The following is a 13,693-nucleotide window of genomic DNA, read 5'->3' on the forward strand; positions in this document are numbered from 1 at the left end:
CCATACTTGCCGGACATTCAAGACGCGTTGCGGATCTAACCCGCCGAACCGCAAGTATTATGCAGCTAAGTGAAGCAGAGCAGCAGAATGCTTTTGTCGCTGCGCTCATTCATGATATCGCTCATATTACTCTTCCCGATGGGATGTTAAGCAAGCCCGTCCCAAGTTTAAGTCATGAGGAACTGGATAAGTATAGAAACCATAGCAGTTTGGGAGAGCAACTGCTTCTGTCGATAGATGATGCGCATCTTGTCGCTACTCTCGTCAGGTCTCACCATGAGCGATTCGATGGAGCAGGTTACCCTGATGGCCTAAAGGGGAAGGATATTCCAATAGGTGCTCGCATAATTGCGGTTGCTGATTTTTACGATGACCTGATGGTGGGGCATTTGAGCAGTAAGCCGCTAACTTGCGCAGAGGCAAGAACGCTCATTTCGCATAGTAGAGGAGCACAATTTGATCCAGAGGTTGTGGATGCTTTCTTGCAAATTGTGATTCAGGCGACCCCTGCTCCCGACCCGGCTCCAATTAATGTTCCCTGTTCAGAATTGAGGCCAGGGATGATTTTGGCTCAAGACTTCGTATCGAGGGAAGGCTTGGTCTTGCTTACAGCAGGTCGAGTTTTGACGCCAGAGTTGATACGCAGAATGCAATTGCGTGTTGATCTTGGTCGAAAGTTTCCAATTCGTGCTGTAGCGACGGCTGTTTGATTGGATTGAGTAATTATTTTGGTCTGGACTTGGTCCAGTTTTTTATAGCCTTCGCTCTCTGGTTGTTTTTGAGAATTTGAGTAGAATTTCTCCATTGGTTGTAATTGCTTGTTTTTCTGATATGTCAGCTATAAGTGAAGGCGGTACTTCTGTTGAATACAGCTTGTTTTTGCTTATTCTGTATAAAATCCTCGTTTTTCCGACTATGAATTCATCTCCTTCGATTATTCCTATATACCGGCCATTTTTTGTATAGGCTTTCCACCATCCGCCTTCGATCATTTTATGCCTCGCTGTGCTGTGATTTATTATTGGCGCCACCATGCCAATTCTTGAGCATGAAATGTTATTATGAAAGCCGCTCGATATTTCAATTGATGCAAAATTTGACAAAGTAATTGATTTTGATAATTTATTATCAAAATCACGCTTGGCAAGAGTAATATCTGGATATACGTGGAAACACGGATGGTCACTTGGCGTAAATCTCGACGTCGTGCCTACCAAGGCTGCCACCTTCGGCAGGATGAGCAAGGAGCACATGCAGGCGCCGCAGTGGGAGCGCATCAAGCGGGATTGCTGGAGCCGGTCCTCGCTGCGCGTCCGTAGGACTCTCGCCACCGGAATCTTGCCCAGGGACCGACAGCCTGCAGCCTGTTGCTGGCACACCATGACAGCTCTGAAGCAACAGGAGCAATGAATGGCGATTTCAGAAAAGATCCAGGACCTGCGCAAGTGGGATGACTCTCGCAAGGGATTCACGGGAGAGCATTGGCTTGTGCTCGGTGCCGGCCTCATGGCGCTGCGCCATGCCCGGCGCGCGGAAAGTGGCATGGGCCGCCTTGTGAGTGGTGCGCTGGGCACGGCACTGATAGCGCGCGCGGCCACGGGCCGCGACGGTGTATTGGGAACGGCAGGACGATTGGCTGCAAAGCCCACCCTGGCCGAGCGCCTGCTGATCGCCGCGCGCCGCCTGTAGACGCCCGGACAAAGGAAAGGCCCGCAGTTGCGGGCCTTGCTTTTTCAGGTCAGGCCTGCATCAGCGCTGGCGGCGCATGCGGCGCAGGCCGAATATTGCCAGCAGGGCAGACATCAGGATGGCGCCCCATTCGCTGAGCGTGGGAACGGCTGCTGCGCCGCCTGTTGGGGCTGCTGCCAGCACGGGCACGAGCGGATCGGCGATCACGCCCACGGCAGGGTTGGTGTCACCAGGGCCGTTGTCCGTGATGGTGTAGGTCACCGTGGTGCGCGCGCTGTCCACGATCACGTTCAGCGCGGTCGCAGGGTCAAACCAGCCGCCGACACCATCGGGCTTGCGGAACTGCACGCCTTCGGGGAGAGCGCTGGGATAGGTGAGAGTCATCGTCACAGATCCGGTGCAGTTTTCGGCGCTGAAAGCGAACTGTCCGCTGGGCGCTTGTAGGTTCGGTGGGGTGGAGGTCACAGGTCCGAAGCCGCCGCCAGGTTGCAGCGTGCAAGTGGTGCCGCCGCCGGACATCGTGGCAGACGGTATGCCGGTCATGCCAGGCACGCTGCCGGGCGCGCTCACCAGTTGCAGTTTGCGTGGCGTGGCTTGTGTGCTTGCAGAGGCTGCACCGGTTGTCCCGTTGGAGGCTGCGACCGTGAAGTTATAGGTGAAGCCATTGCTCAGGCCAGCCACGACGATGGGGGATGTCGTTCCTTGCTGAGTGATCACGCCAGGCGCACCGGGCACGGCCACGGGGGTCGCGATCACGGTATAGCCTGTGATGGGCGCGCCGCCATTGGAAGCAGGTGCAGTGAAGGTTACCGTAGCCTGCCCGTCGTCTGCAGCGATGTTGCCGATGGTGGGGGCTCCGGGTGCCGCTGCATTCACCATGAAGGTTTGAGACACCTGTGATGCAGGCAGGTAGCTTGCGTTACCACTTTGGTTCGCATCAACGGTGCAAGAGCCTGTGTTCACAAAAGTCAGCGTGCCGCCCGTGGTGACCGTGCACACCGCAGTTGTGTTTGCGCTGAAGGCCACCGGCAGGCTGGAGCTGGCCGTCGCGGTCAGTGTTGGCGTTGTGCCGAAAGTTTGGTCGCCGGGGTTTGGGAACGTGATGTTCTGGTTTTGCTGTCCATTCACCAGTACGCCGGTCGTGGCGCCTACGTTCGCCAAATTCAGCACAACGTTGGTGCCACCGCTCGTCATCGTGCTCCCATTGAGATCGATAGCGGTTCCTAACGACACTCCATTTGCGTCAACATCACCTGGCTGCACGGTATATATGAAGGTCAGGGCGGAGCTGTTGCTGCCACCGACGAAGTTCGCTTGCCGCAGAGTTGAACCAATCGTCAAAGGAATTGAGGGTGTGCCGCCAGCTGTGACGGTCACGGGAGCGCTGTAGGTCACAGTGAACTGCAGGTTCTGTCCAGCACTATAGGTTCCGTCGGGGGGAACACTTACTGATTGCACTGAGGCGGCAGGAGCTACAAGCGTGTAGCTCAGCGTGGTTTGGCAGGCTTTGGAGTCTGTGATGGTCACCGAATATTGACCGGGAGCCAGTCCTGTCGCGGTTGCCGCTGCGCCACCGGAGGGGGTCCATGAGTAAGCGTAGCCAGGAGTCCCCCCTGTCGCGACAACTGTTGCGCTACCGTTGTTGCCTCCAACGGGATTGATCTGCGACTGCGTGCCTGACAATGTTTCAGGCTGTCCAACGGTCGTAGACGCTGTTCCTTGCAGGCCGTTATTGTCAGTAACCGTAACTATATAGGTGCCTGCTGTGAGCCCTGTTGCGGTAGCGTTTGTGCCTCCAGAGGGGCTCCATGAGTAGCTGAAGGGCGCAACACCGTTCTGGGTGATTTGGGCAGTGGCCGTGCCGTTGTTTGCCCCGTTACAAGAGGCATCGGTGTGGGACGCGGACAAGATCAGCTGTGCGCTTGCAGAGCCGGCGTAGGTGACAAGAGCAAAGATGCCGCCTAGCACCCCTGTGCGGAAAGCCCCAGAAGACATGTTGTTCCCTTACTTTGGAGATCGGCGCAATCTCTCTAGCTCTGTTTGCTGAACTTTTGTTTGATGACCAAACGCGCTGCAAATTGTATGAATTTGTGTATATTGTGTCTATCACTGAAACTTGGTAGTTACTCCGGCTAGGCGGCCTGGCCCTGCGGTGGTCGTCCTAAGCCTGCCAGCTTCGGGGGATGAGCACGGAATACAAGCAGTTTCAGCAGTGGGAACGCATCGAGCTGGACTACAGGGCCGGCATCAAGGGCCTGAGGCAGATCGCAGCAGAGCAGAACATCAGCCAGGGGGGCGATCCGCAAGGCGCTGAGAGTGATGACTGGAGCTGGGTGCTGTCGGAGCGCATCCAGGACAAGGCCGAGCAGTCGGTACGCAAGGAGGCGGTACGCAGCGAGGTCTGCGCGGAACGCAGGGCGTCCGAGCGGCCCACGGCCCTTGTGCGCTCACTGCGACGGCCAAGAAATACGGCAGGACTGAGAGCCATTATTCGAACTCTTCGGCGCCCGAGGAATGATCGTTTCTGAATGGCAGGCTTCGCTTGAGAATAGATCCGCAGGTGGTGATGACTGGACAAAGCGTCAACTTCCGGAGGGTGCTCTGAGGCTATATTCCGTCTGCGGGAAGCTGCGTTCGTAACTTGAACGCATGCGCCTGGGAGGGCGTTTCATGCGTGCGCCTGAAGCTGTGTCAAGGCTTGCGATAAATATTCAGAGGAAATTGGCAATGGGTATCGCTTTTCGTCAGACTGAAATCAACATCAAGATTGCCAAGAAGCAAGGCAAGGAGATTTCCAAGCTTCTGCAGGACAAGGGATGGATTGCCGAGGATATGCCGTTGGATGCCGCAATGGCAGCTATTGGCTGGCATGGAAAATATCAAAAAACTCTGCTAATAATTGATGAGATTGATGTTGATAAAATAACCAAACAGGTATCCGAACAGTTTGAGGCGCTGGCTTCTTTTGTGCGAGATGGAAGCTTCGTCCGTTTTGAATCAGAGGAGAGCAGTAAAGACTACGCTCTATGTGTTTTCGAAGGGGGCAAGGCTCATGGCTATGGATGGTTGGGAACCCATGAAAAGACCGCAGTGGTTGCCGCCATCGGAACTGTGCCCAGCGGTCCATGGAATGAGTATATTCATGACGAATCGCCTTCCCGAGAAAAGCTGACAGATCACCGCTATTGGGCGGTGATGGCCTGGAAAATGGCTGAGTACATTCAGTTCATTGCTCAGAGTTCCAAGAGCTTCAGCGCTAAAGATAAGGAACAAGCTTATTGGATCATCCGCGCTGGTGAGGCCGCCAGAACCACTTTACTGGGGACGCGTCCTTTGCTCGTTCAGGATATTCAGATGTATGAGAAGGATGTGAGTCAGATTCCGCGGCTCATTGCAAGCGACTTGCATGAGGTGAAACTGCGCTGGTTAAAAGGGCCGCGTAAGAAGTTAGCGGCGTTGGATTTTGACATCAATGCTGGTGAATTGCAGGCGCTCCTCCGCTACCGTGATACATTTGCGCCGACGAAAGAGTTCTTGGTTGATGGACAGGAGGGTGTATATCAACCGGAAGTGCTTGAATTCTTAGAATGCCTGCGTGATGCGTCTTGGTTTCAGCAGCTTTGCAAGCTGGCGAAGGATGGCGATAAACGTACGGAGGTCATCCTGGAGTTTCACGGGTGGATGTCCGATGTAATGGAAACTGCCGATCTGAAGGAGCTTTTGTTTAAACTGCATTGGATTGCCTCCGCTGACAAGGGAAGCGCTGCCATCGTTCCTGGTTTGAGCAGTGAAGAGATTTCTTCGTATATGGCTGGCGAAATCTACAACGCAATGCAGAGAATCAGCCAACTGGCCGCGACAAAGTAAGGTTGCTGAGAGGCTTCTCTTGTAGGCGAAAGCACTCTGCTATCAACCGACCATGTGAAGCCTCAGTTAGCGAGCATCAGCACGTCGTGCCGAGCCCGACAGCCTCGGCGTCGGGGGCACTTTTCTTGACACGCTGCATGCGTTCAAAAGAAAGAGGACCCTGGTTCCCCGGGGCCAAACCATGGCTGCTGGCGGCAGGAGTCCTGCGTGATTTACCCGCCCACGCCCTTGCCCAGCGACAGTATTTCGCTCGCATGCACGATGGCTTGGGCAATCTCCTCCACCGAGCTGCGCCGGCTCATGGCCTGGGCGCGGATCATGTCGTAGGCCTGGTCTTCGTTGATCTGGTGGGTCTGCATGAGGATGGCCTTGGCTTCGGCCACGCGGCGCTGGCCCAGCAGCTTGGCCTGGAGCTTGGCGATGCGCTGCTGCTGCTGGCGTGATTCCTTGTGGTTTCTGCGCGCCAGCACCAGGGTGGACAGCAGGCCGAAGGAGCGGATGGGCGTGGGCAGGATGGCTTGCACCTGCAGCTCCAGCACGGCGGAGACGATGGTGGGGTTCTCGTAGTTGACCACGGCGATGGCGGTGGGCGGGCTCTCTCCCTCGCCCTGGGTCCAGGTGTAGTTCAACTGCAGGTGGTCGGGGCGAACGGCCAGGAAGACCACGTCCGTGCCTTCGGGCAGGCTGGGCTGGGGCGGCCAGATGGCCTGGACTTGGCAGCCTATGCGCTGCAGCTGCTGGGCCAGCAGGCGGCCGTCCGCGTCGTCGGGGTGGACGACGGCAATGCGCAGCTGGCGCAGTTCCTTGAGCTGGGGCGAGGTGGCGCGCAGCAGCGGCTTTCTTTCCAGCAGCGGCCGGCCTGTGGCAGCGCTGCCGGTTTCCTTGTTCGGTGCGGCATCCACGCTCAGTTCTCCAGGGCACCGAGGCTGGCGGTCCAGTCGCCCAGTGAATGGGTCACCAAATAGGGGTCGGGCGAGACGGCCCGGGTGGCCTGGCGCACGATGGTGAAGCCGCCTTGGGCATTGGCGCGGCCCACGCGCGGGTACAGCCAGGTGTGGTGGTTGCCGGGATCGAGCCGGATGCGGCCCTGGGGCGCGTCGAACTCGCTGCCCAGCAGATGGGGCAGCAGATCGCCGATGCGGTCGCTGCCGGCCTGGCGGAAGGCGTTGGCGAACAGGTGCATCTGAAAGTAGGCGGCTTCCCAGCACAGGTTGGGCCTGCAGTCGTCGCCCAGGCGCTGGCGCAGCCGGGCCAGGCAGCGCGCATTGGCCGGTGAATCGATGGACTGGAAGTAGGGCGCGGCCGTGAAGTGGCCGGCCGCCACGTCGGCACCCATCTGGGCGATCTCGGCCTCGGAGGTGGTGAGGCTGGCAATCGGCATGGTCTGCGGATTGAAGCCCGCGTCGGCATAGGCGCGGTAGAGGCTGGCCGTGGAGTCGCCGACCACGGTGGAGAAGATGAAGTCCGGCTGCCTTGCGCGGATGTCCTGCATGATGGCCGCGTAGTCGCGCTCGGTGGCGTCCAGCGGCAGGTAGTGTTCGCCCAGCTTGTCGCTGCCCGGGTGCTGCATGACCAGCTCGCCCATGATGCGGTTGGACTCGTAGGGATAGATGTAGTCCGAGCCGATGAGGTAGACCCGCGCGCCGAAGCTGCTGGTCATGTAGTCGGCCAGCTGCACGCTGTTCTGGTTGGGCGCGGCGCCGGTGTAGATGACATTGCCCGAGAACTCGAAGCCTTCGTAGAGCGTCGGATAGAACAGCAGCCGGTTCCACTTCTCGACGATGGGGATGACGGCCTTGCGGCTGCTGGACATGTAGCAGCCGAAGATGACGTTGATGCCGTCGCGCACGATGAGCTGCTCGGCCAGCGCCGCATAGCGGGCCGGCGTGGAGGCCGGGTCGTAGCGCACTGCCACCAGTTCACGCCCCAGCAGGCCGCCCGACTCGTTGATTTCGTCGATGGCCAGCTGCGCGCCCTGCAGCTGGGACTGGCCGATGGTCGATGTGGTGCCGGTGGCCGAGTAAAGAATGCCGACTCTGACGGGGTCGTTCATGGGTTCCTTGTATGCCAGGTGCTGGCGTGCGTTCTTTGCAGGCTTCAGGTTAATCGAGATTTCCGTGGCGCTTGCCGTGGTCAGCGGCCGGCTGCGAGCCTTGCGCCCATCTGGGACAGCCGCCTTGGCAGATGCCGCGCGTCGTCGGCAATGCCGTAGTTACGCCCGCCAAAGATATGGCGCACATAGCCGTCTGCCTGGCTGTCCACGGCCAGGCAACTGATGCGTATGCCTGCGGCGCGGGCCTGCTGCACGGCGTGGCGCGCGTCTTCGATCAGATAGCGGTCGTCATGCACGTCGATGTCGGCGGGTGCTCCATCGGTGATCACCAGCAGATGGCGCTGGCCGGCAGGCTCGGCCGCCAGCAGGCTGCTGGCGTGGCGCAGGGCGGCGCCCAGGCGGGTGGAATGACGCCCCTGCAGTGCCTGCAACCGGGTGGCCGCTGCTGCGGCAAAGGGTTGGCCGAAGTCCAGCAGGCGCAGGTAGCGGACCTCGGCGCGCGTGTTGGACGAGAAGGCGTGGATGGCCAGGCGGTCCACGCCGGTCCTGCGGCCTGCACGCGATTCGGCCAGCATGAGGGCAGCCTGTTTCTCCAGCTCCAGCAGGCTGGCGCCTTGGGGGCCGGGCGTGTTGACCGATTCGGAAGCGTCCATCAGCACGAGCACGCTGGTGGGGCGCGGGCCTTTGCCGGCCCGCATGAAAAGGCGAGGTTCCGGTCGCAGGTTCAGGCGGCGGTCCACCTGGACCTCGATGGCGGCATTGAAGTCCAGGTCGTCGCCTTCCCACTGGCGGCGCAGGCGCTGGCGCCGGTCCAGCTGGCGTGCGGGCGGCAGCGGCAGGGGCGGCAGTGTCTGTCTGCCGGCTTGGGAGCCTTTCCCGGCCAGAGCCTCGGCCTGCCATGCGGGCGGGGTGTCGATGACGGTGCACCAGTCCGTCTTCAGGCGCTCCGACCTGCGGTCCCATTCGGGATAGCTGTGGCGCGACAGTTCCAGGCCTAGGTCCAGCGACTGGCCTTCCTGTGCATCGGACTGCTGTCCTGCGCCGGCCGATGGAGGAGGGGCCGCGCGCGCAGCGGACTGCTGCAGCGCGAGTGTGTCTTCCTCGCCTTGAGGCGACTCCGGATGCTGCCAGAGATAGCTGTTGTCATCACGGTAGATGCTGGGCACGGCATGGTGCTGCGGGTCCATGCGCACGCGCATCTGGCCCAGGTCGTTGGCCAGGACGGACGCAATGGCCCGGAATGCGGCGTAGTCCTCCAGGCCATGGCGCGTGGCGGTGTCCTCGAACAGGTCACGGGCCTTGTGGATCCAGTGGTTGCCGTCCATGCGCTCTGGCCACAGCAGCATGCGGTCCAGCCGGGCCATGAAGGAGGCAAAGCCCAGGTCCGATGGGTCGGGCTCGGGCGCGATGCAGGCCTCGAACCAGCGGCGCACGCCGGGGTGCTGCAGGCACAGCAGCCGTTCCACGCGCGCATCCTCCAGCGCGCCCACCACGGCCTGGCCCATGGGCTTGAGGGCGCTGCTGTCCTGGCGGGCGGGCGAGAAGCGCAGATGGGCTGCGGCATGGGCCATCGTTGCTGCGTGCAGGTGTGCCTGTATGGGCAAGTTGGCGGGAATCAGCAGCCGGGCAGGCTGGCTGATCAGCACGGCGCGCGGCGGCAGGGCGTGGGCCTGGCCCGGCGCCGGGGCACTGGCCGGCGCCCTGGCCAGCGCCTGCACGGCGACAGGCTGGCGCGCGAGGCCGCTGGCCAGCAGGCCCAGCGTGTGCAGCAGACGGGACTCTTCGGGCAAGGCAGCGGAGACGATGGCCATGGCGCGCGGCCCTCAGGCGCCGAACTCGGCTTCGACCAGCTGGCGCAGCGCGGCGGCGGTGTCGGGGTCGTCGGTCAGGGCGCTGGTGATGGTCATGTCGCAGCTGTCATGCACCGGCATGCCGTCGCGCATCAGCAGGCCTGCGTAGATCAGCATGCGGGTGGAGGCGCCTTCATCCAGGCCCCGGTGGCGCAGTTCGCGCGTGCTGCGTGCCAGGCTGACCAGGCTGCGAGCGGTGGCCGGGGCAATGCCGGTCTCGTGGGCCACGATGTCCGCCTCGATCTCGGGCGCCGGGTAGTCGAAGTCCAGGGCCGCGAAGCGCTGGCGCGTCGATGGCTTCATGTCCTTGGCGCTGCTCTGGTAGCCGGGGTTGTAGGAGACCACCAGCTGGAAGTCGGGATGGGCATGCACCACCTCGCCCTTCTTGTCCAGCGGCAGGGCGCGGCGCGCATCGGTCAGCGGGTGAATGACGACCGTGGTGTCCTGGCGGGCCTCCACCACTTCGTCCAGGTAGCAGATGCCGCCGTGGCGCACGGCCAGGGTCAGCGGGCCGTCGTGCCAGGCCGTGCCGTCGGCATCCAGCAGGTAGCGGCCCACCAGGTCGGAGGCCGTCATGTCCTCGTTGCAGGCCAGCGTGACCAGGGGGCGCTTGAGCGCCCACGCCATGTACTCCACAAAGCGCGTCTTGCCGCAGCCCGTGGGGCCCTTGAGGATGAGCGGCATGCGGTGCTGGTAGGCCTGCCGGTACAGCTGCACTTCGCGGCCCGAAGGGCGGTAGAAGGGCTCTTCCTCGATGCGGTAGGCCGCCAGCGGGTCGGCGGCCTGGCTGGCAGGAGCGTGCAGCGGGCCTGTGGTTGTTGTCGTGCTCATCTTCACTCTTCACCTTTCCGTGTTCATGGGCGGGCCTGCCCCCGGGCCTGCAGGCTCGGAGGCAGGACGCTGTCAGCGGTGTTTGGGCGCCTCGTGCGGAATGCCTTCGATGGGGCATTCGGGCGTGCCTACGGTGGTGCGCGTGAAGGACTCCACCATCTCGCGTGTGCCCTCGGGATCGTTGACCCACTGGCTGTAGAAGTTGTAGGGGCAGGCGGCCACGCCCTTGTCGCCGTCGCCAGAGTTGATGGTGCCGGTGTAGCCGCGGTGCACGAGCTTGAACAGATGGTTCTGAGACTGGCCGTTCTTGCGCGCATCGCGGATCAGGTGCTTGGACAACTCGGCGTACTGGATGCCCATCTCCTCCTCGCCGGTCTCGCCCAGGGTGCGGCCGTCGAAGCCGATGATGGCCGAGTGCCCGAAGTACGAGTACACGCCGTCGAAGCCCGCCGCATTGGCCACGGCCACGTAGCAGTTGTTCATGAAGGCCATGGCCTTGGAGACCATGATCTGCTGCTCCTTGGCCGGGTACATGTAGCCCTGGCAGCGCACGACGAGCTCGGCGCCGCGCATGGCGCAGTCGCGCCAGATCTCGGGGTAGTTGCCGTCGTCGCAGATGATGAGGCTGATCTTCAGGCCCTTGGGGCCCTCGCTCACATAGGTGCAGTCGCCCGGGTACCAGCCCTCGATGGGCACCCAGGGCATGATCTTGCGGTACTTCTGCACGATCTCGCCCTGGTTGTTCATGAGGATCAGGGTGTTGTAGGGCGCCTTGTTGGGGTGCTCCTCATGGCGCTCGCCGGTCAGCGAGAACACGCCCCAGACATTGGCCCTGCGGCAGGCGTCGGCGAAGATTTCGGTCTCTTCCCCCGGTATGGCGCTGGCCGTGTCGTACATCTCCTTGGCGTCGTACATGATGCCGTGCGTGGAGTACTCGGGAAAGATCACCAGGTCCATGCCCGGCAGGCCGCGCTTCATGCCTACCAGCATGTCCGCGATCTTGCGGCAGTTGTCCAGCACCTCGGCCTTGGTGTGCAGGCGCGGCATCTTGTAGTTGACCACTGCCACGCCGACGCAATCGTTGCTGCTGGAAATATCTCCGTGTCTCATGCTGCTGCTCCTGAAGGGGTTGAGGGGGCGGCGTGCGGCATCGCTGCCCCTTCGATTCCCGGCCAACAAAAAAAGGCCCGAACCGCTCCAGGTCAGGGAGCGGTTCGGGCCTTGTTGCCCGACATCGGCGCTGGCAGCTTTGGCAGCGGATGTCGTCTTGTCGGTGATGCGGGAATGAACCGGGGCGATGCCTTATCGCCGTGCATGCATTGTTGCCATGCACCCGCCCCGCGCATATACGTCATATGCCGGTTGTGGCGGGCGCGATGCCGTGGTATTTCCCGCGCGCGCTCTGCGCCCTGGTCCCTCAGAAGGACCCGAACATGGTGCCGAGCGTGATCACCAGCACCAGGGCCAGCAGGGGCGCGCCTATGGTCATGATGGCGATGTTGCCGTACGACTGGCGGTGCGTGAGGCCGCAGATGGACAGCAGCGTGATGATGGCGCCGCTGTGCGGCAGGGTGTCGAAGCAGCCGGCCGCCATCACGGCCACGCGGTGCAGCAGCTCGGGGCTGATGCCCAGCTGGGCGGCCATGGCCAGGTAGTCCTTGCCCAGCGTGGACAGCGCAATCGACAGGCCGCCGGACGACGACCCCGTGATGCCCGCCAGCACGTTCATGGCCACGGCCTCGGAGATCAGCGGGTTGTGTGGCGCCACGTTGAGCACGGCCTCGCGGATGATGGCAAAGCCCGCCAGCCCTGCGATGACCGCGCCGTAGCCCACTTCCGAGGCGGTGTTGAAGATGGGCAGCATGGAGCCCAGCACGCCCTTGTTCACCGACTCCTTGAGATTGCGCCAGCGGCCCAGGCCCAGCAGCACCAGTGCGGCGCAGGCCACGGCCAGGGCCATGATCAGCGCCCACAGGCCCGTCTGCTTGGCCGGGTCCACGGCAGGAAAGCGTTCCTTCAGAAAGCCGAAATCCATCTGCGGGAACACACCGTAGGTCAGCAGCGCGTTGACCGCGATCACCAGCACCAGCGGCAGCAGGGCCAGCAGCAGCGGCAGGTCCCGGCGGCTGTGCAGGGCGGGGTCGCTTTCGTCATGCAGGCCCTGCTCGACAGCGTCGTCATGGTCGCCGTAGCCTTCGCCCGCCACGCGTGCCTTGGCCGCGCGCGACTGCAGCCACCACAGGCCCAGGGCCAGCATGGTCATGCCGCCGATGATGCCCAGGCCCGGCGCCGCGAACACGTTCGTGCCGTAGTAGGGAATGGGAATGGCGTTCTGGATGGACGGCGTGCCCGGCAGCGCCGTCATGGTGAAGGTGAACGAGCCCAGCGCGATGGTGGGCGGTATCAGCCGCTTGGGCACATGGGCCGCGCGGAACAGCGACTTGGCAATCGGATAGATGGCAAAGGCCACCACGAACAGCGACACGCCTCCATAGGTGAGCACGGCGCAGGCCAGCACCACCGTGAGGATGGCGTGCTTCTCGCCCAGCACGCGCATGATCCAGTGCGATATCGCGGTGGCCGCGCCCGAGTCGGCCATCAACTGGCCGAACAGCGCGCCCAGCAGGAACACGGGGAAGAACTGCAGCATGTAGTTGCCCAGGGCGCCCATGAAGGTGCTGGTGTACAGCGGCAGCATGTGGCCCAGGTCGCCGGACAGCAGCACGGCCACGGCAGCCATCAGGGGTGCCAGCAGCAGCACGGAGATGCCTCGGTAGGCCAGGAACATCAGTCCCGCCAGTGAAATCACGATTGCCAGGGTACTCAAATCGTCTCCAGTCCAGTAGTTCTAGTCAAAAAGACAGAATAAAGGCGGATGAATGACAATTTGGCGTAATTGGCGTGCTTTGTAGATGACTTGGCGCAATATGTCGCCACGTTTACCCGTGTTCCTGGGCATTGGCGTGCGATTGCTGCCCCAGACGCCGGTGCTGGCCGGGGGCGTTTCCGACCCGGCCTGTGTGTGCCGTGAACAGCGCTTGATCAGCGCCTGATCACGGGGTTTTCGCCGGGGGAGCTTGCCCGCCGCTTCGCGCACGATGAATCGTTGTGGATGTATCGGCTCTGGGTGTGGCCCGGTGCTCTGCCATGCTTGCGTGTCCGTCACGCCACAGCATTTTTTGCATGGCAGAAAACGCAGGGGCTCCAAGCCGTTTCCCTGTGAAAACAGGGCCTGAATGCCGCTGTAAAACCCTAAGTCTTCTACAAGACTTAAAAAATCCGGCAGGTTCCGCTTAGAATTTTGTATTGTGGGATCGCATTGCAGAAAACGCCGGGGCAGCATGCTGGCGCGACGGGGCATTGCGTGACGGTCCTACAGCGTCAGGCTGCACCGGCCCGTTTC

Annotated in this window: 13 protein-coding genes and 1 pseudogene; 4 read left to right on the plus strand and 10 right to left on the minus strand. The window is 61.8% G+C overall.

Annotated elements, in window-relative coordinates:
- A partial coding sequence (locus tag DTS01S_RS29880; protein WP_156493780.1) for an HD-GYP domain-containing protein occupies nucleotides 1–710 on the plus strand: 710 nt, incomplete at its 5' end.
- A 42-nt stretch (nucleotides 711–752) separates the two neighbouring features.
- Here DTS01S_RS29880 and DTS01S_RS30625 read toward each other — a convergent pair.
- A complete protein-coding gene (locus tag DTS01S_RS30625; protein ID WP_139223887.1) occupies nucleotides 753–1,280 on the minus strand; it encodes a hypothetical protein in 528 nt (175 codons plus the stop codon).
- A gap of 130 nt (nucleotides 1,281–1,410) precedes the next feature.
- Between DTS01S_RS30625 and DTS01S_RS21165 the strand changes: the two genes are divergently transcribed.
- Nucleotides 1,411–1,689 carry a hypothetical protein gene (locus tag DTS01S_RS21165; protein ID WP_017405049.1) on the plus strand — a complete coding sequence of 93 codons (279 nt, stop codon included), beginning with the start codon at nucleotides 1,411–1,413 and terminating at the stop codon, nucleotides 1,687–1,689.
- 60 nt (nucleotides 1,690–1,749) lie between these two features.
- Here DTS01S_RS21165 and DTS01S_RS29885 read toward each other — a convergent pair whose 3' ends face one another.
- Nucleotides 1,750–3,066, minus strand: a complete 1,317-nt coding sequence (locus DTS01S_RS29885; protein ID WP_254788047.1) for an IPTL-CTERM sorting domain-containing protein — start codon at nucleotides 3,064–3,066, stop codon at nucleotides 1,750–1,752.
- A gap of 207 nt (nucleotides 3,067–3,273) precedes the next feature.
- Nucleotides 3,274–3,684, minus strand: a pseudogene (locus DTS01S_RS31515) (hypothetical protein); the annotation flags it as partial.
- Nucleotides 3,685–3,872: 188 nt separating this feature from the next.
- On the opposite strand from DTS01S_RS31515, the gene DTS01S_RS21175 reads away from it, so the two are divergent.
- Together DTS01S_RS21175 and DTS01S_RS21180 are read left to right on the plus strand one after the other, a co-directional pair.
- Nucleotides 3,873–4,217 (plus strand): hypothetical protein, encoded by a 345-nt coding sequence (locus DTS01S_RS21175; RefSeq protein ID WP_017405051.1) that lies wholly within the window; start codon nucleotides 3,873–3,875, stop codon nucleotides 4,215–4,217.
- Nucleotides 4,218–4,416: 199 nt separating this feature from the next.
- Nucleotides 4,417–5,556 carry an SH2 domain-containing protein gene (locus DTS01S_RS21180; RefSeq protein WP_017405052.1) on the plus strand — a complete coding sequence of 380 codons (1,140 nt, stop codon included), beginning with the start codon at nucleotides 4,417–4,419 and terminating at the stop codon, nucleotides 5,554–5,556.
- Nucleotides 5,557–5,768: 212 nt separating this feature from the next.
- Here the strand turns inward: DTS01S_RS21180 and DTS01S_RS21185 are convergent, their stop codons facing one another.
- The 7 genes from DTS01S_RS21185 to DTS01S_RS30630 all read right to left on the minus strand — a co-directional run bounded on the left by DTS01S_RS21185 (nucleotide 5,769) and on the right by DTS01S_RS30630 (nucleotide 13,651).
- Complete coding sequence (locus tag DTS01S_RS21185; protein ID WP_017405053.1) at nucleotides 5,769–6,458, minus strand: ANTAR domain-containing response regulator; 690 nt, start codon at nucleotides 6,456–6,458, stop codon at nucleotides 5,769–5,771.
- 2 nt (nucleotides 6,459–6,460) lie between these two features.
- A complete protein-coding gene (locus DTS01S_RS21190) occupies nucleotides 6,461–7,609 on the minus strand; it encodes a transporter substrate-binding domain-containing protein (RefSeq protein ID WP_016445955.1) in 1,149 nt (382 codons plus the stop codon).
- 80 nt (nucleotides 7,610–7,689) lie between these two features.
- Nucleotides 7,690–9,420: a nitric oxide reductase activation protein NorD gene (locus DTS01S_RS21195; protein WP_061288694.1), complete on the minus strand. Its 1,731-nt coding sequence runs from the start codon at nucleotides 9,418–9,420 to the stop codon at nucleotides 7,690–7,692.
- A 12-nt stretch (nucleotides 9,421–9,432) separates the two neighbouring features.
- Nucleotides 9,433–10,290 (minus strand): CbbQ/NirQ/NorQ/GpvN family protein, encoded by an 858-nt coding sequence (locus DTS01S_RS21200; RefSeq protein ID WP_061288696.1) that lies wholly within the window; start codon nucleotides 10,288–10,290, stop codon nucleotides 9,433–9,435.
- 72 nt (nucleotides 10,291–10,362) lie between these two features.
- On the minus strand, nucleotides 10,363–11,400 hold the full coding sequence (locus DTS01S_RS21205) for an aliphatic amidase (RefSeq protein WP_012205469.1): 1,038 nt from the start codon (nucleotides 11,398–11,400) through the stop codon (nucleotides 10,363–10,365).
- A 307-nt stretch (nucleotides 11,401–11,707) separates the two neighbouring features.
- The gene (locus DTS01S_RS21210; protein WP_013802523.1) at nucleotides 11,708–13,117 is read right to left on the minus strand and encodes a GntP family permease; all 1,410 of its coding nucleotides are present in this window, start codon (nucleotides 13,115–13,117) and stop codon (nucleotides 11,708–11,710) included.
- Between the two features lie 21 nt (nucleotides 13,118–13,138).
- The gene (locus tag DTS01S_RS30630; RefSeq protein WP_139223886.1) at nucleotides 13,139–13,651 is read right to left on the minus strand and encodes a hypothetical protein; all 513 of its coding nucleotides are present in this window, start codon (nucleotides 13,649–13,651) and stop codon (nucleotides 13,139–13,141) included.
- Nucleotides 13,652–13,693: the final 42 nt, after the last annotated feature.

Source organism: Delftia tsuruhatensis NBRC 16741, assembly GCF_001571325.1.
Lineage (GTDB): Bacteria > Pseudomonadota > Gammaproteobacteria > Burkholderiales > Burkholderiaceae_C > Comamonas > Comamonas tsuruhatensis.